Source organism: Pseudomonas sp. AU12215 (genome assembly GCF_001675465.2).
GTDB classification, from domain to species: Bacteria; Pseudomonadota; Gammaproteobacteria; order Pseudomonadales; family Pseudomonadaceae; genus Pseudomonas; species Pseudomonas nitroreducens.
This window is the reverse complement of record NZ_MACM02000144.1, coordinates 1-23,775: the sequence shown is the minus strand read 5'-3', so window position 1 is coordinate 23,775 and position 23,775 is coordinate 1. Positions and strand designations below refer to the sequence as shown.

21 protein-coding genes and 1 riboswitch are annotated in these 23,775 nt (G+C 66.0%); of the genes, 17 read left to right on the top strand and 4 right to left on the bottom strand.

Annotated elements, in window-relative coordinates; all coding sequences use genetic code 11:
- Positions 1 to 94: 94 nt before the first annotated feature.
- Entirely contained in the window at positions 95 to 2,068 is a 1,974-nt protein-coding gene (locus tag A9513_RS22430; protein ID WP_065085620.1) for an alkyl/aryl-sulfatase, read from the bottom strand.
- Between the two features lie 98 nt (positions 2,069 to 2,166).
- Between A9513_RS22430 and A9513_RS22425 the strand changes: the two genes are divergently transcribed.
- On the top strand, positions 2,167 to 3,075 hold the full coding sequence (locus A9513_RS22425) for a LysR family transcriptional regulator (RefSeq protein ID WP_065085619.1): 909 nt from the start codon (positions 2,167 to 2,169) through the stop codon (positions 3,073 to 3,075).
- A 68-nt stretch (positions 3,076 to 3,143) separates the two neighbouring features.
- Here A9513_RS22425 and A9513_RS36180 read toward each other — a convergent pair whose 3' ends face one another.
- Positions 3,144 to 3,311, bottom strand: a complete 168-nt coding sequence (locus A9513_RS36180) for a hypothetical protein (RefSeq protein WP_176707273.1) — start codon at positions 3,309 to 3,311, stop codon at positions 3,144 to 3,146.
- A gap of 123 nt (positions 3,312 to 3,434) precedes the next feature.
- The gene (locus A9513_RS22420) at positions 3,435 to 3,692 is read right to left on the bottom strand and encodes a DUF1145 domain-containing protein (protein WP_024767733.1); all 258 of its coding nucleotides are present in this window, start codon (positions 3,690 to 3,692) and stop codon (positions 3,435 to 3,437) included.
- Between the two features lie 265 nt (positions 3,693 to 3,957).
- Positions 3,958 to 4,056, top strand: a riboswitch (guanidine-I (ykkC/yxkD leader).
- A 57-nt stretch (positions 4,057 to 4,113) separates the two neighbouring features.
- Between A9513_RS22420 and A9513_RS22415 the strand changes: the two genes are divergently transcribed.
- The 15 genes from A9513_RS22415 (at position 4,114) to A9513_RS22345 (ending at position 20,725) form a co-directional block, all read left to right on the top strand.
- Entirely contained in the window at positions 4,114 to 5,178 is a 1,065-nt protein-coding gene (locus A9513_RS22415) for a putative urea ABC transporter substrate-binding protein (protein WP_065085618.1), read from the top strand.
- Between the two features lie 204 nt (positions 5,179 to 5,382).
- Positions 5,383 to 6,198 carry an ABC transporter permease gene (locus tag A9513_RS22410; RefSeq protein ID WP_065085617.1) on the top strand — a complete coding sequence of 272 codons (816 nt, stop codon included), beginning with the start codon at positions 5,383 to 5,385 and terminating at the stop codon, positions 6,196 to 6,198.
- Positions 6,195 to 7,139, top strand: a complete 945-nt coding sequence (locus tag A9513_RS22405; RefSeq protein WP_255302881.1) for an ABC transporter ATP-binding protein — start codon at positions 6,195 to 6,197, stop codon at positions 7,137 to 7,139. Before A9513_RS22410 ends, A9513_RS22405 begins: the two co-directional genes overlap by 4 nt.
- A 10-nt stretch (positions 7,140 to 7,149) precedes the next feature.
- Complete coding sequence (locus tag A9513_RS22400) at positions 7,150 to 7,869, top strand: urea amidolyase associated protein UAAP1 (protein WP_065085616.1); 720 nt, start codon at positions 7,150 to 7,152, stop codon at positions 7,867 to 7,869.
- Positions 7,870 to 7,880: 11 nt separating this feature from the next.
- The gene (locus A9513_RS22395) at positions 7,881 to 8,516 is read left to right on the top strand and encodes an urea amidolyase associated protein UAAP2 (RefSeq protein ID WP_037011240.1); all 636 of its coding nucleotides are present in this window, start codon (positions 7,881 to 7,883) and stop codon (positions 8,514 to 8,516) included.
- Between the two features lie 183 nt (positions 8,517 to 8,699).
- Positions 8,700 to 12,494, top strand: coding sequence for a 5-oxoprolinase/urea amidolyase family protein (locus tag A9513_RS22390; RefSeq protein WP_065085615.1), 3,795 nt, complete (start codon positions 8,700 to 8,702; stop codon positions 12,492 to 12,494).
- Between the two features lie 237 nt (positions 12,495 to 12,731).
- Positions 12,732 to 14,540 carry an allophanate hydrolase gene (gene atzF / locus A9513_RS22385; protein ID WP_065085614.1) on the top strand — a complete coding sequence of 603 codons (1,809 nt, stop codon included), beginning with the start codon at positions 12,732 to 12,734 and terminating at the stop codon, positions 14,538 to 14,540.
- A gap of 174 nt (positions 14,541 to 14,714) precedes the next feature.
- The gene (locus A9513_RS22380; protein WP_024767727.1) at positions 14,715 to 15,788 is read left to right on the top strand and encodes a DUF2157 domain-containing protein; all 1,074 of its coding nucleotides are present in this window, start codon (positions 14,715 to 14,717) and stop codon (positions 15,786 to 15,788) included.
- Entirely contained in the window at positions 15,785 to 16,621 is an 837-nt protein-coding gene (locus A9513_RS22375; protein WP_065085613.1) for a DUF4824 family protein, read from the top strand. Before A9513_RS22380 ends, A9513_RS22375 begins: the two co-directional genes overlap by 4 nt.
- 98 nt (positions 16,622 to 16,719) lie before the next feature.
- Positions 16,720 to 16,935 (top strand): cysteine-rich CWC family protein, encoded by a 216-nt coding sequence (locus A9513_RS22370; protein WP_037011248.1) that lies wholly within the window; start codon positions 16,720 to 16,722, stop codon positions 16,933 to 16,935.
- The gene (locus A9513_RS22365) at positions 16,935 to 17,633 is read left to right on the top strand and encodes a pseudouridine synthase (protein ID WP_065085612.1); all 699 of its coding nucleotides are present in this window, start codon (positions 16,935 to 16,937) and stop codon (positions 17,631 to 17,633) included. The genes A9513_RS22370 and A9513_RS22365 overlap by 1 nt, the downstream gene beginning before the upstream one ends.
- Positions 17,634 to 17,772: 139 nt before the next feature.
- Positions 17,773 to 18,825 (top strand): L,D-transpeptidase, encoded by a 1,053-nt coding sequence (locus tag A9513_RS22360; protein ID WP_065085611.1) that lies wholly within the window; start codon positions 17,773 to 17,775, stop codon positions 18,823 to 18,825.
- A 375-nt stretch (positions 18,826 to 19,200) separates the two neighbouring features.
- A complete protein-coding gene (locus A9513_RS22355) occupies positions 19,201 to 19,947 on the top strand; it encodes a murein L,D-transpeptidase catalytic domain family protein (protein ID WP_024767722.1) in 747 nt (248 codons plus the stop codon).
- A 140-nt stretch (positions 19,948 to 20,087) separates the two neighbouring features.
- Positions 20,088 to 20,339, top strand: a complete 252-nt coding sequence (locus A9513_RS22350; RefSeq protein ID WP_037008282.1) for a type II toxin-antitoxin system Phd/YefM family antitoxin — start codon at positions 20,088 to 20,090, stop codon at positions 20,337 to 20,339.
- Positions 20,339 to 20,725, top strand: coding sequence for a type II toxin-antitoxin system VapC family toxin (locus A9513_RS22345; RefSeq protein ID WP_024767720.1), 387 nt, complete (start codon positions 20,339 to 20,341; stop codon positions 20,723 to 20,725). The genes A9513_RS22350 and A9513_RS22345 overlap by 1 nt, the downstream gene beginning before the upstream one ends.
- Positions 20,726 to 20,736: 11 nt before the next feature.
- On the opposite strand, the gene A9513_RS22340 is transcribed toward A9513_RS22345, so the two are convergent.
- Entirely contained in the window at positions 20,737 to 23,610 is a 2,874-nt protein-coding gene (locus A9513_RS22340; protein ID WP_024767719.1) for an HD domain-containing phosphohydrolase, read from the bottom strand.
- A gap of 64 nt (positions 23,611 to 23,674) precedes the next feature.
- Between A9513_RS22340 and A9513_RS35145 the strand changes: the two genes are divergently transcribed.
- Positions 23,675 to 23,775 (top strand): helix-turn-helix domain-containing protein (locus tag A9513_RS35145; protein WP_141678484.1); only part of this gene is annotated, 101 nt, incomplete at its 3' end.

The following is a 23,775-nucleotide window of genomic DNA, read 5'->3' as shown; positions in this document are numbered from 1 at the left end:
AAAAAAACAATGGCACAATGCAATCACTGCATTGTGCCATCACCGGATGACGCGGCCTGGAGGGATGTCAGCCGCGCCGGAGAGGGGAGCGCGTTCAGCTCTTTTCGGGCGGGGTCACGATGTCGAACCAGAAGTCGAAGTCATCGAGCAGGCCGAACAACTTCGCCAGCAACAGCGGGTTGCCCGAGCTCTTGAGCTTGCCCTCGAACACCAGGCGCACCGGCGAAACCTCCTTGAGCATCAGGCGGTTGAGGTCGGCGCGGTCGATGGTCACGGTCTGCCCGGCGTTTTCGCTCTGCACGCCCTTGATGTTGTTCAGGTGCGAGTTCTTCAGCTCCAGCAGGTACTGCTCGTTCTTGTCCGGCAGCACCAGGTTGATGCTGAAGTCCTCGCCTTCGGCCTTCTGCGCATTCATCCGCACGCCGAGGTAGTCGAACAGCAGGCCGGTATCCATGGCCGCCAGCGCATCGGGATTGCTGACGCGCAGCGATGGCAGGTTCCGCGGTACGCCGTTGCGCAGCTCCTGCGCGGCAACCAGGTAGCTGTTGCGCCAGCCGGCGTTCTCCGCCTGGTAGCCGAGCTGCTCCAGGGCGTCCGCCTGCAGGTTGCGCGCGGCCTGGTTGGTCGGGTCGGCGAAGACCAGCTTGTTCACCACCTCCACCACCCAGCGGTATTCACCCTTGTCGAACGAGGCCTTGGCCATCTGCAAAAGGTGATCGGCACCGCCCATGAACTCGACGTACTTCTTCGCCGAATCCTCCGGCGCCAGCGGGTTCAGGGTCGCCGGGTTGCTGTCGTAGTAGCCCAGGTACTTGTTCACCACCGCACGCACGTTGTGGCTGACGCTGCCGTGGTAGCCACGGTTGAACCACTCGTTGGCCAGCTCCGGCGGCACCTTCAGGCGCTCGTGGATCTGGTTGATGGTCACCCCGTTGTTGGCCAGGTGCAGCGTCTGGTCGTTCAGGTAGCCGTACATGTCACGCTGCTTCTCCAGCGTGCGGACGATGTCCTCGTGGCCCCAGCGCGGCCAGTTGTGCACGGCGAACATCACCTCGGCCTTGTCGCCGAAACGGTGCAGCGCCTCGTTGATGTACTTGCTCCACCCCAGCGGGTCGCGCGTCTCGGCACCGCGCAGGGTATAGAGGTTGTGCAGGGTGGCGGTGACGTTCTCGGCCATCAGCAACGCCTTCTGCTGCGGCAGCCAGACGTTCATTTCTGCCGGCGATTCGGTGCCCGGGGTGTTCTGGAAGGTGAAGGGCACGCCGTCGATTTCCAGGTCCTGCAACTCGCCATCGATCAGTTTCGTCGGCGCGATGATGCTCAGCGGGCCGTGTGCCACGCCCTTGCCGATGGCCATGTCCACCTGCCCCTGCGGGCCCTTGGGCAGAACGGTGCCGTACTGGTAGGTGGCACGGCGGATCATGGCGTTGCCGGCCATGACGTTTTCCTTGATCGCCGCCTCCATGAAGCCCTTGGGCGCGATGATCTGCACCTCGCCCTTGTCCACCTGCTCCTGGCTGACCAGGCCCTTCACCCCGCCGAAGTGGTCGACATGGGCATGGCTGTAGATGATCGCGCGGATCGGCTTCTGCCCCAGTTCCTGGCTCACCAGGGCGTAGGCAGCCTTGGAGGTCGCGGGGGTGGTCAGGGTGTCGATGACGATCCAGCCGGTCTTGCCTTCGATGAAGGTGGTGTTGGCCAGGTCGTAGCCGCGCACCTGGTAGATGCCGTCGGTGACCTTGAACAGCCCGTAGGACAGGTTCAGCTGCGCCTGGCGCATCAGGCTGGGATTGACGCTGCCCAGGTCTTTCGCAGCCTTGATGAAGTCGTAGTCGCCCAGTTGCCAGGCGACGCTGCCGTCATCGTTCTTGATCACCAGGTTGTCGGGGCGCTTGATCAGGCCCTTCTCCACCCGGTCGAAGTCGGCGCGATCGCTGAACGGCAGCGACTGGCGCACCTGTTCCTGGGCGGCTTCGGTGAAGGAGGTCGGCGGTTTGGGCTGCTCGGCGGCGATCAGCAGGCCGGGGCAGAGACCGGCCAGCAGGACGGCAGCGGAAAGACGGGACATTCGGAAGGCTCCGGTATTTGTTGTTGTGCTCGCACTATGCCGGCCGTCGCGCTAATAATTCCAATGCATTCCAATTTCAATATCGATGCAGGAAGCACATGAGCGATCTCCGCCAGCTACGCCACTTCGTCGCCCTCGCCGAGCACAGCCACTTCGCCCGTGCCGCCGATGTGGTGAATCTTAGCCAACCCGCCCTGTCGCGCAGTATCCAGGCGCTGGAGGGCCAGCTGAACTGCCAGCTGGTGGACCGCAACCCGCGCGGCGTCACCCTCACCGCCCACGGCCGGCTGGTACTGGAGCATGCCCGCCGACTGCTGGCTGGCGATCGCGCGCTGAAGAACGCGGTGCTGCAACTGGCGGACCTGGAAACCGGCGAGCTGCGCCTGGGCGCCGGCCCCTTCCCCGGCGCGCGACTGCTGCCCCAGGTACTGGCGCGCTACAGCAGCGCCCACCCGAAGGTGTCGATCCTGCTGTCCATCGAAAACTGGGGCGAATTGCAGCAGCGCCTGCTGGATGATGAGCTGGAGCTGTTCGTCGCCGACTACCGCGAACTGGAGGGCGACAGTCGCCTCGAGATTCTGCCGCTGCGCGAGCACCGCGGCGTGCTGTTCTGCCGGCCAGGGCATCCGCTGATGGCCGGCCAACCCTCGCTCGACAGCGTGCTCAGCTATCCGCTGGCGGGGCCGCGCCTGCCCCGCGACGCCCACGAGGGACTCTCGCGCATCCTGGGCCGCGCACAACCGTTGAGCGTGCAATGCGATGACGTGCTGATGCTCAAGGAGTTGGTGAAGGGCAGCGACGTGCTCTGCCTCGCGACCTGGGACGTGGTCGCCGCCGACGTCCAGGCTGGCAGGCTCGCCGTGCTGCCCTGGCCCAATGGCGAAGTGGCCGGGCGCGGCTCAGCCTACGCGCTGGTGCGGCACGCCGGCCGCAGCCTGTCGCCGGCGGCCAGCCAGTTCGTCGAGCTGTTGCTGGAGGAAGACGCGGCATTCAATACCGCGTCATGAGTGATTCCGCAGGAGGGCGTGGAGCGCAGCGATAGCCATCGGCCCCACGCTCCGATCGAACCGGCAACTCACCGGTGCCAACTCTGGTAGGGGCCACCGTAGTACGCCGGCGGTGGCGGCGCAGGGCGATAATAGTGCGGGCGATCACGCCAGCCTCCACGGTCGTGGTCATGCTCGTAGACCACGCAGCCGGTCAACGGAAGGATCATCAGTACAGCAGCGAAGAAACGACGCATGGCGCCTCCATCAAGCGAGCCGGCCGCCCCGCCGGGATGCGGGGCGTACATTCTTCCGGTCTCGCAAGATCAGACATTCCGCTCAGAACACGGTGCCGCGTCGAAAGGTAAAGCTTGGGTAAATCAGCCGTTTACAGTTTCCAGACGGCGAACCTTGCGGCTTTGCAGATGCAGCACGCCAAACAGCAGCACCTGCACCTTCTCGGTGACCGAACGCCGACGCGCCAGCAACAGCACCTCGCCCACATGCACCACCAGCAGGATCGCGGAGAGCCACAGCAGCGGGCGATGCAACTCGCCGAACGGATAGATCAGGTTGAGCACGGCAGCGAGCCAGAACATGGTCAGCGCGCCCTTGGCAAAGCTCAGCAACTCGGACATGGCGATGGATTCCTCAAGGTGAAGGTCGCAGCAGTCTGCCGCCGGCCACGCCCGCCACGCTCCTGCCTTTCGACTGGCCCGCGCACCAGGAAGCGGCGCCACGCTTCATTTGAGGGCAGGCGAACGCCCTCGCGTGCACCGAAAAACATCCACCACTCCACCGTAGCCCTTCTGCCCCGGCACTTTCGCCGACTTGGCACGCCGCTCGCTTTATTTCGCCTGTGCAGGAACGATCCGAAGCACTCGGACAGCGGCACCACAATCTGAAATGGATGACTAGGGTTCCGGCTCGCCAAGCGAGTGACTGGTCCGAGAGTCATCGACCTCCAGCGAGGTTACACGGCGGGACAAAAGCCCGGGAGACGAGAGCGACACGTGCCGCCCGACTCCTGCCTGCCCGACAATCGACTGGAGATGCTCCATGCGCAAGCCCCTTCTGACCGCCCTGCTCGCTGCCGGCCTCGCCGCCTTCAGCCTCTCAGCCTCCGCCGCCGCGAAGAACAGCTTCAACCTCTGCTGGACCATCTACGCCGGCTGGATGCCCTGGGAATACGCGGCCAGCCACGGCATCGTCGACAAGTGGGCGAAGAAGTACGGCATCGAGATCAAGGTCACCCAGCTCAACGACTACATCGAGTCGATCAACCAGTACACCGCGGGCCAGTTCGACGGCTGCACCATGACCAACATGGACGCCCTGACCATTCCCGCCGCCGGCGGCGTCGACTCCACCGCGCTGATCGTCAGCGACTTCTCCAACGGCAACGACGGCATCGTCCTCAAGGGCGAAGGCAAGACCCTGGCCGACCTCAAGGGGCAGAACGTCAACCTCGTGGAGCTCTCGGTCTCCCACTACCTGCTCGCCCGCGCGCTGGAAAGCGCCCGCCTGAGCGAGAAGGACGTGAAGACGGTGAACACCTCCGACGCCGACATCGCCGCCGCCTTCAACACCGACGAGGTGCAGGCCGTGACCACCTGGAACCCGATGCTCGCCGAGGCCCGCGCCAAGCCGGGCACTACCGAGGTGTTCAACTCCAGCCAGATCCCCGGCGAGATCATGGACATGATGGTGGTCAACAGCGCCGTCCTGAAGGACAACCCGGCCCTGGGCAAGGCCCTGACCGGCGCCTGGTTCGAAACCGTCGCGCTGATGCAGGGCGACAGCGCCGAAACCCGCGCCGCGCTGGAACACATGGCCAAGGCCTCGGGCACCGACCTCGCCGGCTACCAGAGCCAGCTCGCCACCACCAAGCTGTTTGCCACGCCGCAGGAGGCGCTGGCCTTTGCCACCAGCCCGAAACTGCCGGCGACCATGGACAAGGTCGCGGCCTTCTCCTTCGCCCACGGCCTGCTCGGCGAAGGCGCGAAAAGCGCAGCCGCGGTGGGCATGAGCTTCGCCGGCGGGCTTTCCACCGGCGACGCGAAGAATCTCAAGCTGCGCTTCGACCCGAGCTACGTGCAGATGGCGGCTGAGGGAAAGCTCTGACACCGGAGCCTGCAAGAGCCCCTCACCCTAACCCTCTCCCAGAGGGAGAGGGAACTGGTTGGTGCAGGTTGAAACCCTGGCATCCGCCGGCACGGACAACCCCCTCTCCCTCCGGGAGAGGGCTGGGGTGAGGGAAAAGCATCGGCACGAACTCACGCAAAGCAGTAAACGGCCCCAAAGGCCCGCAATAAACAGGTACGAAGCATGCGCCTGATCAACCGAATCCCCGACCGCAGCGGCCGCCTGTTCCTGGTGCTGCTGCCCTTCGCCCTGCTGCTGTTCGCCTACTTCGCGGGCTCCACCTCGCGGCTGGCGGAGAACCCCAACGACAAGCTGCTGCCCAGCGCCGCGCAGATGGCCGACGCGGTGAGCCGCCTGGCTTTCAGCGAAGACAAGCGCACCGGCGACGTGCTGTTCTGGCAGGACACCGGCGCCAGCCTGCAACGCCTCGGCCTGGGACTGGGCATCGCCGCCCTGCTCGGCCTGGTGCTGGGCATTGCCGCCGGCAGCGTGCCGCTGTTCGGTGCGCCGCTATCGCCGCTGCTCACCGTGCTGTCGATGATCCCGCCGCTGGCGATCCTGCCGGTGCTGTTCATCGTCTTCGGCCTCGGCGAGCTGTCCAAGGTGGTGCTGATCGTCATCGGCGTCGCCCCGTGCATCGCCCGCGACATCGAACAGCGCGCGAGGGAAATCCCCCGCGAACTGCTGATCAAGGCGCAGACCCTGGGCGCTAGCACCTGGACGCTGATCCTGCGCGTGGTGCTGCCGCAACTGATGCCGCGCCTGTTGATTTCCCTGCGCCTGATGCTCGGCTCGGCCTGGCTGTTCCTCATCGCCGCCGAAGCCATCGCCTCTACCGACGGCCTGGGCTACCGCATCTTCCTCGTGCGCCGCTACCTGGCCATGGACGTGATCCTGCCCTACGTGGTGTGGATCACGGCGCTGGCCTGGCTGATGGACTACGGCCTGCGCCTGCTCACCCGGCGCGCCTTCCCCTGGTACGAAGGAGGCAAGGCATGAGCGATAGACAGACAAGCAGCGTAGCGAGCGCTACGAGTGCCAGTTGCCCGGAGCGCAGCAACCGGAGTGGAAACGTAGTCCATGAGGATTGCGAGCACCGCGCAACACAGCAATCGCAACGCGCAGTAGCTGCCACTCCTTTCATCAACGTGAAGAACGTCTGGCAGGAGTATGCCGGCAACGTAGTGCTGGAGCGCCTCAACCTGGAGGTAAAGGAAGGCGAGTTCTGCACCCTGGTCGGCGCCTCCGGCTGCGGCAAGTCCACCTTCCTGCGCCTGCTGCTCGGCCAGGAGAGCCTCAGCCGTGGCGAGCTGCTGCTCGAAGGCCAACCGCTGCCGGGCGAGCCCGACCCGAGCCGTGGCGTGGTGTTCCAGCGCTACTCGGTGTTCCCGCATCTGTCCGTGCTCGACAACGTCGCCCTTGGCCTGGAGTTGCCGCGCTCGCCGTTGCTCGGCCGGCTGCTGGGCAACGCCAAGCGCGAGGCCCGCGAGCAGGCCGCCGCCCTGCTCGAACGGGTCGGCCTCGGCCATGCGCTGCAGCAATATCCGACCGCTCTCTCCGGCGGCATGCAGCAACGTCTGGCGATTGCCCAGGCGCTGATCATGAAGCCCCGCGTGCTGCTGCTCGACGAACCCTTCGGCGCACTCGACCCCGGCATCCGCAAGGACATGCACACCCTGCTGCTGGAGCTGTGGCAGGAAACCCGGCTCACCGTGTTCATGGTCACCCACGACCTCGCCGAGGGCTTCAGCCTGGGCACCCGCCTGCTGGTCTTCGACAAGGTCCGCCACGACCCGCAGGCGCCCACCGCCTACGGCGCCCGCATCACCTACGACATCCCGCTCAACGCGGACCGCAAGGCCGCCCGCGCCGCCCTGCCCGAACCGCTCGCCGCGCGCCTGGAAACGGCCGCCGCCCCGCTGATCACGCCGGCCTATTAAGGAGCCCGCCATGAACGAATTGCGCACCACCCTCTACGAAGAAACCGTCCCCGGCGGCGGCCATACCTCCTTCGTCCTCAAGCGCGGCCAAGTGCTGCGCCTGACCGACATCGAAGGCGGCGGCAACGTCAGCCTGCTGCTGTTCAACGCCGCCGAGAAAAGCGAGCGGCTGAACCTGCCCGACAGCCTCAAATGCCAGCACACCGCCAAGCTCACCGCCGGCCACTGCCTGTACTCGGACATGGGCCGCGTGCTCGCCGCCATCACCGCCGACAGCTGCGGCTGGCACGACAGCTTCGGCGGCGTGCTGAACGCCGCCGAAGTGCAGGAGAAATACGGCCAGGGGCGCTACCAGGAACTGCGCAACGGCTTCCACCGCAACGGCGTGGACAACCTGCTGGTGGAGATGGGCAAGTGGGACATGCGCCTGCAGGACCTGCTGATGTGCCTGAACCTGTTCAGCCGCGTGGACGTCGATGCCGACGGCTGCTTGCGCTTCGCCCAGAGCAACTCCAAGGCCGGCGACTACGTCGAGCTCTACGCACCGATGGACACGCTGGTGGTGCTAACCGCCCTGCAACACCCCCTGGACCCGAACCCGCAGTACGCACCCAAGCCCATCGGCCTGACCTGGCAGCAGGTTGCCGCCGACGGCATCAGCGTGCTCTGCCGCACGTCCCGCCCGGAGAACGGCCGCGGCTTCCACAACACCGAACGCCAGTACCTGTAAGGAGCGCGAGCATGCCCATCGTCCCCAGCGCCAAACACCCCGAAGCCTGCGTCTCGCGCACCCTGATCCCAGCCGGCGAACCCAGCCTCACCGAACTCAAGGCCGGGCAGACCCTGCGCATCCTCGACCTGGAAGGCAACCAGGCGGTGGACACCCTGTTCTTCAGCGCCGCCAATCCGCGCGAGCGCTACGACGTACAGCGCACCCTGCGCAAACAAGGGCAGGTCTACCTCAGCGCCGGCAGCGTGCTCTGGTCCAACCTCGGCAACCCGATGCTGACCATCACCGCCGACACCTGCGGCCGCCACGACACCCTCGGCGGTGCCTGCGCCCAGGAGAGCAACACCGTGCGCTACGCCCTGGACAAGCGCTACATGCACAGCTGTCGCGACAACTTCCTGCGCGCCAGCCTGCACGACGGCCGCCTGAGCAAGGCCGACATCAGCCACAACATCAACTTCTTCATGAACGTGCCGGTCACCGCCGAAGGCGGCCTGACCTTCGAGGACGGCATCTCCGCTGCCGGCAAGTACGTCGAGCTGCTCGCACACATGGATGTCATCGTCCTGATCTCCAACTGCCCACAGCTCAACAACCCCTGCAACGGCTGGAACCCGACGCCGGCGGAGCTGCTGGTATGGAACTGACCGCGCGCCTGCGCCAGTGGCTGTTCGCGCTTTGCCAGAGCCGCAGCGCCCAGTGCAGCGCGACGCTGCGCCAGCCCGCGAACCGGGACGAATCCGCCCCGTAGTACCACTCCAGCACCACGGACGACCGTGGCGCACACCGAATCATGGCGGGACGGCCCGCCACCCCATGGGGATGCCCTCATGTTCGACAAGCTCCTGATCGCCAACCGCGGCGCCATTGCCTGCCGCATCCTGCGCACGCTCAATGAACTGAACGTGGGCGGCGTCGCCGTGTACTCCGAAGCCGATGCCGCCAGCCTGCACCTCCAGCAGGCCGCCCAGGCCATCAGCCTCGGCGAAGGCCCGGCCTCCAGCACCTATCTGGTCGTGGAGAAAATCCTCGCCGCCGCCCGCGCCAGCGGCGCCCAGGCGATCCACCCCGGCTACGGCTTCCTTTCGGAAAACGCTGCCTTCGCCGAAGCCTGCGAAGCCGCCGGCATCGCCTTCGTCGGCCCGACGCCGGAGCAACTGCGCGTATTCGGCCTCAAGCACACCGCCCGAGCACTGGCCCGCGAACAGGGCGTGCCAATGCTCGAAGGCACCGACCTGCTGCCCGACCTCGAAGCCGCGTTGCTCGCCGGTGAAGAAGTCGGCTACCCGGTGATGCTGAAAAGCACCGCCGGCGGTGGCGGCATCGGCATGCGCGTGTGCCGCTCGGCAGACGAACTGCGCGACGCCTTCGACGCGGTGAAGCGCCTGGGGCAGAACAACTTCAGCGACTCGGGCGTGTTCATCGAGAAGTACATCGAGCGCGCCCGCCATTTGGAAGTGCAAGTCTTCGGCGACGGCCAGGGCGAGGTGATCGCCCTCGGCGTGCGCGACTGCTCGGTGCAGCGGCGCAACCAGAAGGTGCTGGAAGAAACCCCGGCGCCCAACCTGCCCTCTGGCATGGCCGATGCTCTCTGCGCGGCGGCGATCCAGTTGGCGAAAGCGGTCAGCTACCGCAGCGCCGGCACCGTGGAGTTCGTCTACGACAGCGAGGCGCAGCGCTTCTACTTCCTCGAAGTGAACACCCGCCTGCAAGTCGAGCATGGCGTCACCGAACAGGTCTGGGGCGTCGACCTCGTGCGCTGGATGATCGAACTCGCCGCCGGCGACTTGCCGCCGCTGGCCGAACTGGCAACCACGCTGAAACCCTCCGGCCACGCCATCCAGGCAAGGTTGTACGCGGAAGACCCCGGCCGCGATTTCCAGCCCTGCCCCGGCCTGCTCACCGCCGTGCAGTTCCCGCCGGCGGACGGCAAGGCGCTGCGCATCGACACCTGGGTCGAGGCCGGCTGCGAGATTCCGCCTTACTTCGACCCGATGATCGCCAAACTCATCGCCTGGGCGCCGACCCGCGAGCAGGCCAGCGCCGGCCTCGACCGCGCGCTGGCCGAGAGCGTGCTCTACGGCGTGGAATGCAACCGCGACTACCTGCGGCAGATCATCAAGGACGCACCCTTCGCCAGCGGCTCGCCCTGGACTCGCTGCCTGGAAGGTCTGCAATACCGCGCGCAGACCTTCGAAGTGATCAGCGCCGGCACCCAGACCAGCGTGCAGGACTACCCCGGCCGCCTCGGCTACTGGGCCGTGGGCGTACCACCGTCCGGGCCGATGGACGATCGCGCACTGCGCCTGGGCAACGTCCTGCTGGGCAATCCCGAAGGCGCCGCCGCGCTGGAAATCACCATGAGCGGCCCGACCCTGCGCTTCAACACTGACGCGGTGGTATGCGTCACCGGCGCGGTACTGCCGATCAGCCTGGATGGCGTCGCGCAGCCGATGGACACGTCGCTGTTCATCGCCGCCGGCTCCACGCTCTGCCTCGGCACAGTCAGCGGCACCGGCGCGCGCAGCTACCTGAGCCTGCGCGGCGGCCTGCTGGTGCCGGATTATCTGGGCAGCAAGAGCACCTTCACCCTCGGCCAGTTCGGCGGCCACGGTGGCCGTGCCCTGCGCGCCGGCGACGTGCTGCACCTGGCAGAGCTGGCCGACAACAGCCACGGCACCAGCCTGCCGCCGGAACTGCGCACCGACCTCCCGGCCGTGCGCAGCATCCGCGTGATCTACGGCCCCCACGGTGCGCCGGAATACTTCACCCCGGCCTACATCGACACCTTCTTCGCCACCGACTGGGAAGTGCACTTCAACTCCAGCCGCACCGGCGTGCGGCTGATCGGCCCGAAGCCGGAATGGGTGCGCGAGAGCGGCGGCGAGGCCGGCCTGCACCCGTCGAACATCCACGACAACCCCTACGCCATCGGCGCGGTGGACTTCACCGGCGACATGCCGGTGATCCTAGGCCCGGACGGCCCGAGCCTGGGCGGCTTCGTCTGCCCGGTGACAGTGATCGAGGCCGACCTCTGGCAGCTCGGCCAGCTCAAGGCCGGGGACAGGGTGCGTTTCCTGCCGGTGGATATCGCCACCGCCCGCGACCTGGCCGCCTTTCGTCGGAGCGAGTTTGCTCGCGAACCCGCAAAACGCCGAGATCACCAGCAGGAAGCATTCGCGAGCAAGCCCGCTCCTACCGGTATGCAACTCACCTCTAGCGCAGACGGCCTTCCCTCACCCCAACCCTCTCCCAGAGGGAGAGGGGGCTATTCGGAGCAGCCGGAAAGTACGGCACCTATCGACCGCTCGGACAGCCCCCTCTCCCGCTTGCGGGAGAGGGCGGGGGGTGAGGGCAGTCCAAGCATCGCGCTCACCTCCCCCATCGTCCTCGACCTCGGCCAGGACGACACCCGCCTGGTCGCCCGTCTCTCCGGCGACACCCACCTGCTGCTGGAAATCGGCCAGCCCGAACTGGACCTCGTGCTGCGCTTCCGCGGTCACGCACTGATGCAGGCGCTGGAAGCGAAGCACCTCGACGGCGTGATCGACCTCACCCCCGGCATCCGCTCGCTGCAGGTGCACTACCAGCCGGAAACCCTGCCGCTGGACAACCTGCTGCAAACCGTCGCCGGACTCTGGGACGCCGTCTGCGCCGCGCAGGACCTCAAGGTCCCCTCGCGCATCGTGCACCTGCCGCTGTCCTGGGACGACCCGGCCTGCCAACTGGCCATCGAGAAATACATGACCACGGTGCGCAAGGACGCGCCCTGGTGCCCGAGCAACCTGGAGTTCATCCGCCGGATCAACGAGCTGCCGGACCTGGAGGCGGTGTACCGCACCGTGTTCGAGGCCAGCTACCTGGTGATGGGCCTGGGCGACGTCTACCTCGGCGCACCAGTGGCCACGCCGCTGGACCCGCGCCACCGCCTGGTGACCACCAAGTACAACCCGGCGCGCACCTGGACCGCGGAAAACTCCGTGGGCATCGGCGGCGCCTATCTGTGCGTCTACGGCATGGAAGGCCCCGGCGGCTACCAGTTCGTCGGCCGCACCCTGCAGATGTGGAACCGCTACCGCGAGGTCGCGGCGTTCGACGGCAAGCCCTGGCTGCTGCGCTTCTTCGACCAGATCCGCTTCTACCCGGTGTCGGCGGACGAACTGCTGCGCATCCGCCGCGACTTCCCGTTGGGCCGCTACCCGCTGCGCATCGAAGAAAGCGAACTGCGCCTGGCCGACTACCAGGCCTTCCTCGCCGAGGAAGCCGACAGCATCGATGCCTTCCGCCGCCACCAGCGCGCTGCCTTCGATGCCGAGCGCGAGCGCTGGATCGCCTCCGGTCAGGCCCACTTCGAGAGCGACGAAGCCGCCATCGACACCGGCGACGAAGCCCCGCTCGGCGCCGGCCAGCACGCCGTGGAAAGCCACATCGCCGGCAACCTCTGGCAGGTGCAGGTGGAAGCCGGCGCCAGCGTGAAGGCCGGCGACATCCTGGTGATCCTCGAATCCATGAAGATGGAAATCCCCCTGACTGCCCCGCGTGACGGCGTGGTGCGCGAGGTCCGCGTGCAGCCCGGCTCGCCGGTGCGCGCCGGGCAACGGGTGGTGGTGATGGAGGAGGCTTGAGCTGACGTTATCGATCTGGCCAGGAGCCCCTCACCCTAACCCTCTCCCAGAGGGAGAGGGAACTGTTCGGAGTGGGCCTCAGCGCTGGATCCAACCTGAACCACAGTTCGCGCCACCAGGCCGACCATGGTTCGAACCCAACACCGAGCCGGACTGCTCTTCCCCCCCTCTCTCCGGGAGAGGACCGGGGTGAGGGCAGCCCAGCCAGAGAACTGATCGGCCCAAGGAAACACGACCATGCCCACCACCTTCGACCTCCGCCTTAGCACCCTGCGCGCCGCCTACCGTGAAGGCCGCGCCACGCCGCGCCAACTGATCGCCGAACTGCGCGACAAGGCCGCCGCGCTGACCCCGGACTACCACCTGTTCATCCACCTGCTGACGCTGGAGGAACTGGAGCCCTACCTGGCCGCGCTGGATGAGAAATCGCCGGACAGCCTGCCGCTCTACGGCATCCCCTTCGCCATCAAGGACAACATCGACCTCGCCGGCATTCCCACCACCGCCGCCTGCCCGGCGTTCGCCTACACGCCGGAAACATCCGCGACGCTGGTGCAGCAACTGATCGAGCTGGGCGCCATCCCGCTGGGCAAGACCAACCTCGACCAGTTCGCCACCGGCCTCAATGGCACCCGCTCGCCCTATGGCGAATGCCGCAACAGCGTGCTGCCCGAGTACCCGTCGGGCGGCTCCAGCGCCGGCTCCTCACTGGCCGTGGCGCTGGGCGTGGCGAGCTTCGCCCTGGGCACCGACACCGCTGGCTCCGGCCGTGTGCCGGCAGCGCTCAACGGCCTGCTGGGGCTGAAACCGAGCAAGGGGCTGCTGTCCAACCACGGCCTGGTGCCGGCCTGCCGCACCCTGGACTGCATCACCTACTTCACCGCCAGTGCCGCCGAAGCCAGCGAGCTGCTCGCTCTCACGGCAAGGCTCGATCCACGGGACGGCTACAGCCGCGCCAATCCGGCATGGAACGACGCCAGCGCCTTCGGTGCGCCCAAACCGTTCCGCTTTGGGGTTCCCCGCGCCGATCAACTGGAATTCTTCGGCTGCCACGAAGGCCCGGCGCTGTTCACCGACGCCCTCGAACAGCTCAAGGCGCTGGGCGGCGAGGCTCGGGAAATCGACTTCGCGCCCTTCCTCGAAGCCGCGCGCCTGCTCTACGAAGGCCCCTGGGTCGCCGAGCGCTACAGCGTGGCGGGCGAGTTGATCGAGCGCGACCCGCAAGCCGTACTGCCGGTGATCCGCGACGTGCTGGCAAAGGCTCCCGGCGCCACCGCCGTGCAGGCGTTCCGCGCACAATACCGCCTGCAGGAACTCAAGACCCAGTGCGACGCGATCCTCGCCGACCTCGACTGCGTGCTGACCCCCACCATCGGCCGCCCGGTAACGCTGGACGAGCTGCACGCCGAACCGGTCAAGCGCAACTCCGAGCTGGGCTACTACACCAACTTTATGAACCTGCTGGACTACACCGCCGTGGCGGTGCCCAGCGCGATCATGGACAACGGCCTGCCCTGGGGCGTGACGCTGTTCGGTCGTGCCTTCACCGACCAGTACCTGCTCAGCGTAGCCGACGCCCTGCAACGCCAGCACAACCTGCCGCTCGCCGGCGGCAACGCCATCGCCCCGACCGCTTCGGCCACCGCCGCGCGCAACGACCGCGCGCGCCTGGTGGTCTGCGGCGCGCACCTCGACGGCCTGGCGCTGAACGGGCAACTGCGCCAGCGCGGCGCCCACCTGCTGCGCGCCACCTGGAGTGCCCCGACCTACAAGCTCTACGCCCTGGCTGGCGGCCCGCCGCTGCGACCCGGCATGCTGCGCGTGGCCGAAGGCGGCGTGGCCATCGAGGTGGAAGTCTGGGAACTGCCCAGTGCCGAACTGGGCTCCTTCCTTACCGGCATCCCGGCACCGCTGGGGCTGGGCAAGGTGCAACTGGAGGATGGCAGTTGGGAGACCGGTTTCATCTGCGACGCCTGGGGCCTGGACGGCGCCGAGGACATCAGCCGCTTCGGCGGCTGGCGGGCGTGGCTGGCCAGCCGCGCCTGACTCGCCCTTACGCTCAGGGCTGCATCATCGGCATTCTGCCGAAGCTCCCTGCGAGAGCGGACCACGCCCGCAATGGCTTAGAGCGCGATGCGCTCTAAGCCTCTCCCACGCAGCGATGGAACCCCTTCGCGCCACCAGCTAGAGTCGAGGTATCACCCGCCGCAAGGACCGGCCATGCCCGACCTCAGCCACCAGCAGGCGCAGCAGCGCGTCAACGATATCCAGGCCTTCGACCGCGAACTGCGTCGCCTGCGCGAGGAAGGCGCCCTCATTCTCGACAACACCCAGCACGAACGCCTGCACGAACACCAGCAACGCCTGCTCACCGACTACCGCGCACGTTTCGACATCGACCGCGACAGCCAGGACCATCGCCTGTCGCTGGGCATGCGCATCGCCTCCTTCCTCGGCGCGCTGGCCCTGGCCGCCAGCCTGTTCTTCCTCTTCTACCAGTTCTGGGGTCTGTTCGGAGAAAGCGTGCAGGTCATCATCCTCATCGCGGCCTCGCTGATCAGCCTGCTGCTGACCCTCGTACTGCAACGCCGCGACGCCTCCGGCTACTTCGCCAAGCTCGGCGCCATGCTGGCCTTCGCCTGCTTCGTGCTGAACGTCGTGATGCTCGGGCAGATATTCAATATCACCCCGTCCGACAAGGCCCTGCTGCCCTGGGCCGCCTATGCGCTGCTGCTGGCCTACACCTGCAACACACGCCTGCTGCTGGCCGCCGCGCTGATCTGCGTGATGGGTTACGTCGCCGCGCGGGTCGGCACCTGGAGCGGTGCCTACTGGCTGGACGTCGGCGAACGCCCGGAAAACTTCTTCCCCGCCGCGTTGCTGATCTTCCTCGTGCCGTCGTTCATTTCCCAGCATCGTTTCGACGGTTTCGCCACGATCTACCGGGTATTCGGTCTGCTCGGGCTGTTCCTGCCCATGCTGGTACTGGCCAATTGGGGCGGCAGCAGTTACCTGCCACTGCGTTATGCGACTGTGGAAAGCCTCTACCAGGTGCTCGGCTTCGTCGCCTCTGCACTGGTGATCTGGCTCGGCGCGCGACGCGAGTGGCCGGAAGTGGTCAATACCGGGCTGACCTTCTTCGTGATCTTCCTCTACACCAAGTTCTTCGACTGGTGGTGGGAGGTCATGCCCAAGTACCTGTTCTTCCTCGTGCTGGGTCTGTGCGCGGTGCTGATCCTGCTGGTCCTGCGCCGCCTGCGCCGCGCCCATGGCCTGCTGGGAGCCCGCCCATGAACTGGACACGTACTCACGCACTGGCCAGCGGCGTCGGCCTCATCCTGCTGGTGAACGCCGTCGCCCTGGGTGGCGTTGCCTGGAACCGCTCCGGCGAGCCGGACAGCGTGCTGTCGCTCAGCCAGCGCGAGCTGCTGCGCAACAACGACTGGTACAAGGAGAACAGCGGCCTGAGCCTGCGCCTGCACTGGCGCACGCCCAGCCGCGACGATGAGGCACGGCAACACAACCGAGGCTGGCAGCCCGCCCTCGACGGCCAGAAGATGGCCGAACTCGGCTTCGCCATGCCCGAGCAGGTCGACGACGACAGCGCCCGGCGCTTCGGCCGCCAGCAATCGCGCGCGGCCCTGCTGGTGCTGGAGCTCAACGGCCCGCTTCACGAGCGCGAAGTGCAGCTGACCCGCAAGCGTCTCGACGAAGCCCGCCAGGCCGCCGATGCCGCACCGCAGAATGCCCGCCTGGCGGACGAGCGCGACTTCATCCGCCGCGAACTGGATAGCGTGGAAAAGACCGACACCCGCCTGCTGCTCAAGGACGTCGGCCTGGACCTGCAGGCGTTGCGGGCCCGTTACCCCGATCGCCAGCGCTACCTGATCGTCCACGGCCAGGTACGCCCCGTTTCCAACTACTACCAGCACATCTGGACCCTCGGCGGCACCGCCAGCTCCATCGGCACCGACAGCCTCAACGTGCCGTACCAGTGGCGCGAGCGGCTGGACCAGATCACCGCGCAGCCTCACCGGGCAGCGGACGGCCGCGCCCAGCCCTTCGTCGCCGAAGTCGCCTTCGGCCAGCGCCTGGAACCCTGGATCCAGCGCATCGACATGCCCTGACCGGCACCCGCCGCGCCGATCCGAATCCGCTTGCGCGATGCGGGTCGGCACTGCAACCTGTGCCCCCGCCTCACCGCCATTTCCTGCCCTGACCGGCCATGAACGACGTCACTCCCGATCCCAGCCGCTGCCCGCTCTGCGGCCAGTCCAACCGCTGCACCCAGGCCGACCCGGCGCTGGAAGGCCAGCCGTGCTGGTGCTTCAGCACGCGCATCGACCGCAACGCACTGGAGCGCATCCCGCCCGAGCTGGTCGACCGTGCCTGCCTTTGCCCGCGCTGCGCGGCCGGGCTGAAGGACGATGAGACCGCCTGATGCGTCTGGACCGTTTCATCGCCAACCTGCCCCACCTGAACCGCCAGCAAGCCCGCCAATTGCTCGCCGAAGGCCGCCTGCGCGTCGACGGCCTGGTGGTGCGCGATGGTCGCCATGAAGTGCGCGAATTCTCCCGCGTGGAGCTGGACGATGACCTGCTGCAGGTCGGCAAGCCAGCGCGCTACTTCATGCTGCACAAGCCCGCCGGCTGCGTCAGCGCCACCCGCGATGCCGAGCACCGCACCGTGCTCGACCTGCTCGACGAACCGGACAAACATGAACTGCATATCGGCGGCCGCCTGGACTACAACACCACCGGCCTGCTGCTCATCACCAACGACGGGCAATGGTCGCGGCGCATGACGCTGCCGGGGCGCAAGCTGCCCAAGGTCTATTACGTCGAGACCGAGGACCCGATCGAGGAACGCTACATCGAGACCTTCGAGCGGGGCCTGTACTTCGCCTTCGAAGACCTCACCACCCTGCCCGCCCAGTTGGAAATCCTCGACACTCGCACCGCGCGCCTGACCCTGCACGAAGGCCGCTACCACCAGGTCAAGCGCATGTTCGGCCATTTCCAGAACAAGGTGACGCGCCTGCACCGCGAGCGCATGGGCAGCCTGGCGCTGGACCCGGCCTTGCAACCCGGGGAATACCGCGCGCTGACTGTGCAGGAAGTCGCCGAATTGGATCGGTAGCGGACTCCGTCAGCTCCTACAGATCATGTCCCTCTAAACATTCAGAAGAGTCCCACGCAAACCATTCAGCCCGGCAGTTTGCAGCCTTCGCCGCCGCTTGGCTAAGCTCCCTGCCATGCCCGCGCCGTAAGGAAAGGTGATGAAGAAACTGTCGGTTGCCCTGCTGATCGCCCTGAGCGCCAGCGTCGCCTTCGCCAATCCGAGCAAGCCCTCGCCGCTTTCGGACCTGCAGGCAGCGCTGAAGACGCTCAAGCCCGGCCAATTCCTCTGGTACCCGGAGATATCGCCGGCCGGTCCGGTCACCCTGGTGGTCAGCCTCACCGAGCAGCGCGCCTACGTGTACCGCAATGGCATCGCCATTGGCGTAGCCACCGTCAGCACCGGCAAGAAGGGCAAGGAGACCCCTACCGGCGTGTTCTCCATCCTGCAGAAGAAAGTCGAGTACCACTCCGACCTCTACAACAGTGCACCGATGCCCTACATGCAGCGCCTGACCTGGGACGGTATCGCCCTGCACGCCGGCAACCTGCCGGGCTACCCGGCCTCCCACGGCTGCATCCGCCTGCCGATGGCGTTCGCCAAGAAGCTGTACGAAGTCACCGGCTTCACCTCCACCACCGTGATCATCTCCGACGCCAAGAGCTCGCCCGTGGAGGTTTACCACCCCGGCCTGCTCGCGCCCATCGTCAGTGATGGCCGCGCCGCCGGCCCGCACGACGACAGTGGCATGGTGGTGCCGTTCTGGAGCGATCCCGGCGCGGAGAAGGGGCCGGTCTCCGTGCTGGTCAGCCGCGCCGACCGCCGCCTCTACGTCTACCGCGGGGGCCTGCAGATCGGCACCGCACCGGTAGCCTTCCAGCACCCGGAAGAACGGACCGGCGTCGCCGCCTTCTCCCTCATGGAAAAGCCCTCGCAAACCGAAATCGACAGCGAGAACCCCAACCTGCGCTGGACCAGCGTGCAGGTCAGCGACCCGCAGCGAGGCCTGTCGCCTGCCGAGCAACTGGGCAAGTTCAGCCTCGACCGCGAATTCCTGCGCAACCTGCTGGCCAGCATGGACGTGGGCAGCACCCTGGTAATCACTGACCTGCCATCCACCCGCGACATGCGCAGCAACCCGGACTTCACCGTGATCACCACCAACGACCGCAAGGCCGAGCAGAAACCGATCAAGAACCAGAGCGTGGAGTAGCAGCATGAACCGGAGCGACGTCGAAGCGCTCCGGATTTCTCCTACAACCTCTTCATCGTTTCCCTGCCCCCATTGCCAACCGCCCACGCCAAACTGCCAGCCCTCACCTCCGGACAGACGGCCTCAAGTCGGCCGTGCAAGCAGCCGAAGAATCTCGAAACACAAAGAGTCAAGGCGCCTGTCCGAGGTGGGTTCCTTTCGTCTTACGTCCCGCATACCGGCGCTCCGCGGCGATTTCTTGCCCTGGAAAGTTCGTAATTACCGACGGGCGGAACCATACTTGATTAAAAAACAAACACATCACTGGTCAAAAATCACGCACAATGCGGCGTTTCCCAGAAAAAACCATATCGATTCAACGGGAATGTTGTATTCATGCTGACTTTCTTGAAGTTACGGGGGTTCTTCCGGATTTCGCTCGCCAGTGCCGCGCTCTTCGCGATCGGTAGCTGGCAGACCGCGTCCGCTGCTGCCCTGCCCACGGCCGAGGACCTGCACCGCCTCGCGCCAGCGACCAATACCGAGACCCTGCGCCTGGCGCTCAGTGCGCTGCAGTGCGCCAGTACCCAGTTGGGCGGCCAGAACCGCCTGCTGACGGTGATCGATTACTCCAAGCCATCCCGCGACAAGCGCCTCTGGGTCTTCGACCTGAAGCAGCGCAAACTGCTCTTCGAGGAGTGGGTCGCCCATGGCAAGAAGAGTGGCGACGACATGGCCACCTCCTTCTCCAATCGCCCGGAGAGCTTCCAGTCCTCCATCGGCCTGTACCAGACCGGTCAGACCTACAGCGGCAAACACGGTCGATCCTTGCGCCTGCTGGGCCTGGAGCCGGGCTTCAACGATAACAGCGAAGAACGCGCCATCGTCATGCATGCCGCCGCCTACGCCGACCCGAAGGTCGTCCCCGGCCTCGGCCGCCTGGGCCGCAGCCTCGGTTGCCCGGCGGTGCGCCCGCAGGTGGCGCAGCAGCTCATCGATACGGTGAAGAACGGCAGCTACGTGTTCGCCTACTACCCGCAGCAGCAATACCTGAAAACCTCGCAGTTCCTCGCCGGGCAGAGCTGCACCGTGGCGAAGAACCCGCAGATCAATCGCTACGCCACCAACCTCGCCCGGCGTTGATCGCTGCCTGCCCCTGAAACGAAAACCGCCGGCTGATGCCGGCGGTTTGCATTTGGATTGCCACCTTCCAGTCTCTGGGCTAGCATCGCACCAGGTTAGTTCACCAAGTTGGCTAACCTGACGATCATCGAGGCTAAGCCATGACTACCGATATTGATATCGTGAACATTCACGATGCCAAGACCAACCTTTCTCGCTTGGTCGACCTTGCCAGCAAGGGGCATCCCTTCATCATCGCTAAAGCTGGCAAACCATTGGTGAAAGTCGAGGCCATCGGCGACAAACCGAAAAAAGTCATCGGCGCGCTCAAGGGCATCTACCCCGCCGTAGATGACATCGACGCCTCTTTTGCTGACGACATCGCCAACCTATTCAGCGGCGACTCCTGTTGATGCGCCTGTTGCTGGATACCCACATCCTGCTCTGGGTACTGACCGATGACCCGCGGCTGCCCGCCGAGGTCAGATCGCTCATCCTTTCTGAAACAGCCGATCTGTTCTTCAGCGCCGCCAGCATCTGGGAAATATCGATCAAGAGCACGCTGAAACGCGCGGACTTTCCCTACGATCCCAGCATCGTGCGCAAAGCACTGCTGGATAATGGTTACGCCGAGCTACCGATCACCGGAGAGCATTCGATCTTCGTCGGTTCGCTGCCCATGCTGCATGCCGATCCTTTCGATCGCATGCTGGTCGCTCAGGCCAACGTGGAGGGCATGCTGCTGATCACCCACGACAGCAAGCTCATCGCCTATCCGGGGCCGATCCGCAAGATCTGACTCCCAACCCACTAAGCCTTCACCCCCTCCAGGATTTCCAGGATCGCGCGCACGTCCACGGCATCCATCTGCTCGGGCTGGAGGAAGCGCTCGCCGTACTCCCGGTAGACCCCCTGGCTGATGAACAGGCGGAACAGGTCGGCGTCGATGTGCTGGTCGCGGGCCATGAAGGCGAGGATCTTCAGTGACTCGGACAATGTCTTCGGCGCCTTGTAGGGACGGTCGGCGGCAGTCAGCGCCTCGAAGATATCGGCAATCGCCATCACCCGCTCCGGAATGCTCATCTGCTCCCGGGACAGTTTGCGCGGATAGCCGGTGCCATCCATCTTCTCGTGGTGGTTGGCGGCAATGGTCGGCACACGGCGCAAATGACGCGGCAGCGGCAGGGTGGTGAGCATCATCAGGGTCTGGACGATGTGTTCGTTGATCTTGAAACGCTCCTCCTCGGTCAGCGTGCCACGGCGAATACCCAGGTTGTACAGCTCACCGTAGTTGCTCGCGTAAGGCGGCAGGCGCATGTCGAAGCCCCAGATATTTCGCGGGTCGTCCTTCACCACCGGCGGCTTGCGCTCGCCCCAGGGCACGCGGTGTTCGGGCTTGTCGGCGAGGAGGAACTCCTCCGCCGGCAGCGGCCGTTCGGGCCGCCCCTGCAGCCGCTCGGCCTCGTCGTGGGAGATGCCCAGGCGGTCATCGAAGTAGCGCAACCAACGACGCTCGCCGATCTGCCTGAGCCGCTCGATATCCTCGTCCTTCATGAACTCGCCGCCGACGTTGGCCTGGGCGACGAAGGCGTAGTCCTCGCGCAAGGCCTCATGCAGCGCGTCGCGGCGCGCGGCCAGCAGACCAATGTCGTTGCCTGCGGCTATGCCACGCCAGTAGTCCAGCTCGATGTCGCGCCAGACCACTTCGAAACGCGTGCGCACCTCGTGCAGGCGGTTGTACAGCGTTTCCAGCTTGGTCGCCTTGTCCACCACATATTCGGGACTGGTGACCTTGCCGCAGTCGTGCAGCCAGGCGGCGATCTGGAATTCATAGCGTTCCGCATCGCTCATGGTGAAGCCGGCATACTCGCCATCGTGCGAGTCGATGACCTTCTGCAGCAGCAGGTCGGCCAGCTGCGGTACGCGCTCGCAGTGGCCGCCGGTATAGGGGCTCTTGGCGTCGATGGCGTCGGCGAGGAGCTTGATGATCGCATCCAGCAGGCGCTGTTGGGCCTCGATCAATTGGCGGGTCTCGATGGCCACGGCGGCGGCGCCGGAAAGCTCCTCGACGAAGCGTTTGAATGGTTTGCGTGGCTGCAGGCTGTGGGCGCCCTCCTCCGCCAGCTGCAGGACCAGGATACCCAGCAGCTCGTCCGAACGATTGCGCAGCGAAACCTCGAGGAACTGCCCGCGATTGGCCAATGCCAGGTCCACCCGCTGGGCCAGCTCCGCCTCGGTAAAGCCCTCGATCAGCATGGACTGCGGATACTGCTCGCCGTTGACCGTGCAGGCCAGCCGCAGGCGACACTCTTCGTCCTCCAGCAGGTAGACAGCGCCTCCCATCACGCCGGTGGCCTCCACCAGGCGCGAGAGCACGCCCTCGAGCATGCTTTCCAGACGTGTCTCGCGGCTCAAGGTCAGGGTGATGGCCTGGAAGTTGTGGATGGTGCGCGACATGCTGCCCATGACGCTGCTCAAGTCGCGGACCTCGGCGATCTTTGACTCCACCCCCACCGGCCGGGCGAAATCGAACGCCGCCAAAGCGCCGACCTGATCAGCCAATGCCGTCAGCGGCCGGGCGATACGCCGGCCGATGTACCAGCCGATCAGCAGCAGAACCAGCAGCAAGGTGCCGCTCCACAACGCCTGGTTGAACAGCAACTGGCGGGCGCCGGCCAGCAACTCCACGGCGGGAATCGCGATGAGCACCCGCACTTCGTTGCTGGTGAAGTTCGACAGCGGCACCCAGATGCCATACCAGTCCTCGCCGTTCACCTTGTACGACTGCGGTGTACCGGAGGGCACGGAATTGGCGTTCAGTTCGCTCAGGCTGGGCACCTTCAGCTCGTCCAGCGTGGCCAGGCGCAGTTGGTCGCCTTCACGGACCATCAGCTTGGAAAGGTCCGGATAGGCGATCACCGTGCCCTTGCCGTCCACGACCGCCAACTCGGTGTGGGCAGTCTGGCGCAGGTCGCCCATCTCGCCGCCCAGATCGTTCACCGAAGCGTCCATGCCGATCACTGCCGCGCCGTCGACGCTGCGGTGGGCCAGGGTCAGGCCGATCTCGCGAGTGGTGAAGAAGACGTAGGGCTGGGTGAGTACGGTCTTGCTCGTCGCACGCGCCTCCGTGTACCAGGGGCGTTGTCGAGGGTCGTACTGGTAATCCGGCCGCTCCTGTACACGCAGCAGCCGCAGCTCGCTGTCGTAGAAACGCCACTCGCCGAGCAGCCCGCCCTGGCCGTTGAGCGTCTGGCTCTGTACCAGGTACTTGGCCGCGTCGGGTGCCTGGAGTGCACGGCGCACCTCGGGTACGCGCAAGGCGCGGATCAGCAGGAACTCGCCATTCGGGTAACCGATGTACACCGCGCTCAGGGTGCGGTTGGCACGCAGGTTCTCCACCAGCATCGGCAGGCGATCGAGGCGCGCCGGCAGGTTGTCCGTCTGAGAGATGGGGTCGTGGGTGAGCAGCCGCAGTGCGCTTTCCGCCGGGTCGATCAGGCGCCGGATACGCTCGTTGATGGTCGCGCCCAGCTGGCTGGCCGACTCCCCAGCCGCCGTCACCAGCGCGCCTTCTACCCCTCGGTAGCCCTGGATCAGCAGAGCCCCCGCCAGCACCAGCATGCTGGCGATGATGGCGCCAGCCACCAGCAGCTGCAGCGGAATACCCCGTTCGAATGCCTTCATCCTTTACCAGGGCGGCCGCAAAAACTGAGTGCAACACCCGACCATTTCGGTAAGGTGTTGCCCCATGTCCTATCACGAACTCAGCGCCACAGAGCGCGTCACGATCCAGATCGGCCTGTGCAATGGCTTCAGCCAGCGCAGGCTTGCCCGGCTGATGAACCGCAG

Excerpts from the sequence above, each read along its gene's own strand:
- A9513_RS22430 (WP_065085620.1), bottom strand. The coding sequence starts at position 2,068 with ATGTCCCGTCTTTCCGCTGCCGTCCTGCTGGCCGGTCTCTGCCCCGGC.
- A9513_RS22425 (WP_065085619.1), top strand. The coding sequence starts at position 2,167 with ATGAGCGATCTCCGCCAGCTACGCCACTTCGTCGCCCTCGCCGAGCAC.
- A9513_RS36180 (WP_176707273.1), bottom strand. The coding sequence starts at position 3,311 with ATGCGTCGTTTCTTCGCTGCTGTACTGATGATCCTTCCGTTGACCGGC.
- A9513_RS22420 (WP_024767733.1), bottom strand. The coding sequence starts at position 3,692 with ATGTCCGAGTTGCTGAGCTTTGCCAAGGGCGCGCTGACCATGTTCTGG.
- A9513_RS22415 (WP_065085618.1), top strand. The coding sequence starts at position 4,114 with ATGCGCAAGCCCCTTCTGACCGCCCTGCTCGCTGCCGGCCTCGCCGCC.
- A9513_RS22410 (WP_065085617.1), top strand. The coding sequence starts at position 5,383 with ATGCGCCTGATCAACCGAATCCCCGACCGCAGCGGCCGCCTGTTCCTG.
- A9513_RS22405 (WP_255302881.1), top strand. The coding sequence starts at position 6,195 with ATGAGCGATAGACAGACAAGCAGCGTAGCGAGCGCTACGAGTGCCAGT.
- A9513_RS22400 (WP_065085616.1), top strand. The coding sequence starts at position 7,150 with ATGAACGAATTGCGCACCACCCTCTACGAAGAAACCGTCCCCGGCGGC.
- A9513_RS22395 (WP_037011240.1), top strand. The coding sequence starts at position 7,881 with ATGCCCATCGTCCCCAGCGCCAAACACCCCGAAGCCTGCGTCTCGCGC.
- A9513_RS22390 (WP_065085615.1), top strand. The coding sequence starts at position 8,700 with ATGTTCGACAAGCTCCTGATCGCCAACCGCGGCGCCATTGCCTGCCGC.
- atzF (WP_065085614.1), top strand. The coding sequence starts at position 12,732 with ATGCCCACCACCTTCGACCTCCGCCTTAGCACCCTGCGCGCCGCCTAC.
- A9513_RS22380 (WP_024767727.1), top strand. The coding sequence starts at position 14,715 with ATGCCCGACCTCAGCCACCAGCAGGCGCAGCAGCGCGTCAACGATATC.
- A9513_RS22375 (WP_065085613.1), top strand. The coding sequence starts at position 15,785 with ATGAACTGGACACGTACTCACGCACTGGCCAGCGGCGTCGGCCTCATC.
- A9513_RS22370 (WP_037011248.1), top strand. The coding sequence starts at position 16,720 with ATGAACGACGTCACTCCCGATCCCAGCCGCTGCCCGCTCTGCGGCCAG.
- A9513_RS22365 (WP_065085612.1), top strand. The coding sequence starts at position 16,935 with ATGCGTCTGGACCGTTTCATCGCCAACCTGCCCCACCTGAACCGCCAG.
- A9513_RS22360 (WP_065085611.1), top strand. The coding sequence starts at position 17,773 with ATGAAGAAACTGTCGGTTGCCCTGCTGATCGCCCTGAGCGCCAGCGTC.
- A9513_RS22355 (WP_024767722.1), top strand. The coding sequence starts at position 19,201 with ATGCTGACTTTCTTGAAGTTACGGGGGTTCTTCCGGATTTCGCTCGCC.
- A9513_RS22350 (WP_037008282.1), top strand. The coding sequence starts at position 20,088 with ATGACTACCGATATTGATATCGTGAACATTCACGATGCCAAGACCAAC.
- A9513_RS22345 (WP_024767720.1), top strand. The coding sequence starts at position 20,339 with ATGCGCCTGTTGCTGGATACCCACATCCTGCTCTGGGTACTGACCGAT.
- A9513_RS22340 (WP_024767719.1), bottom strand. The coding sequence starts at position 23,610 with ATGAAGGCATTCGAACGGGGTATTCCGCTGCAGCTGCTGGTGGCTGGC.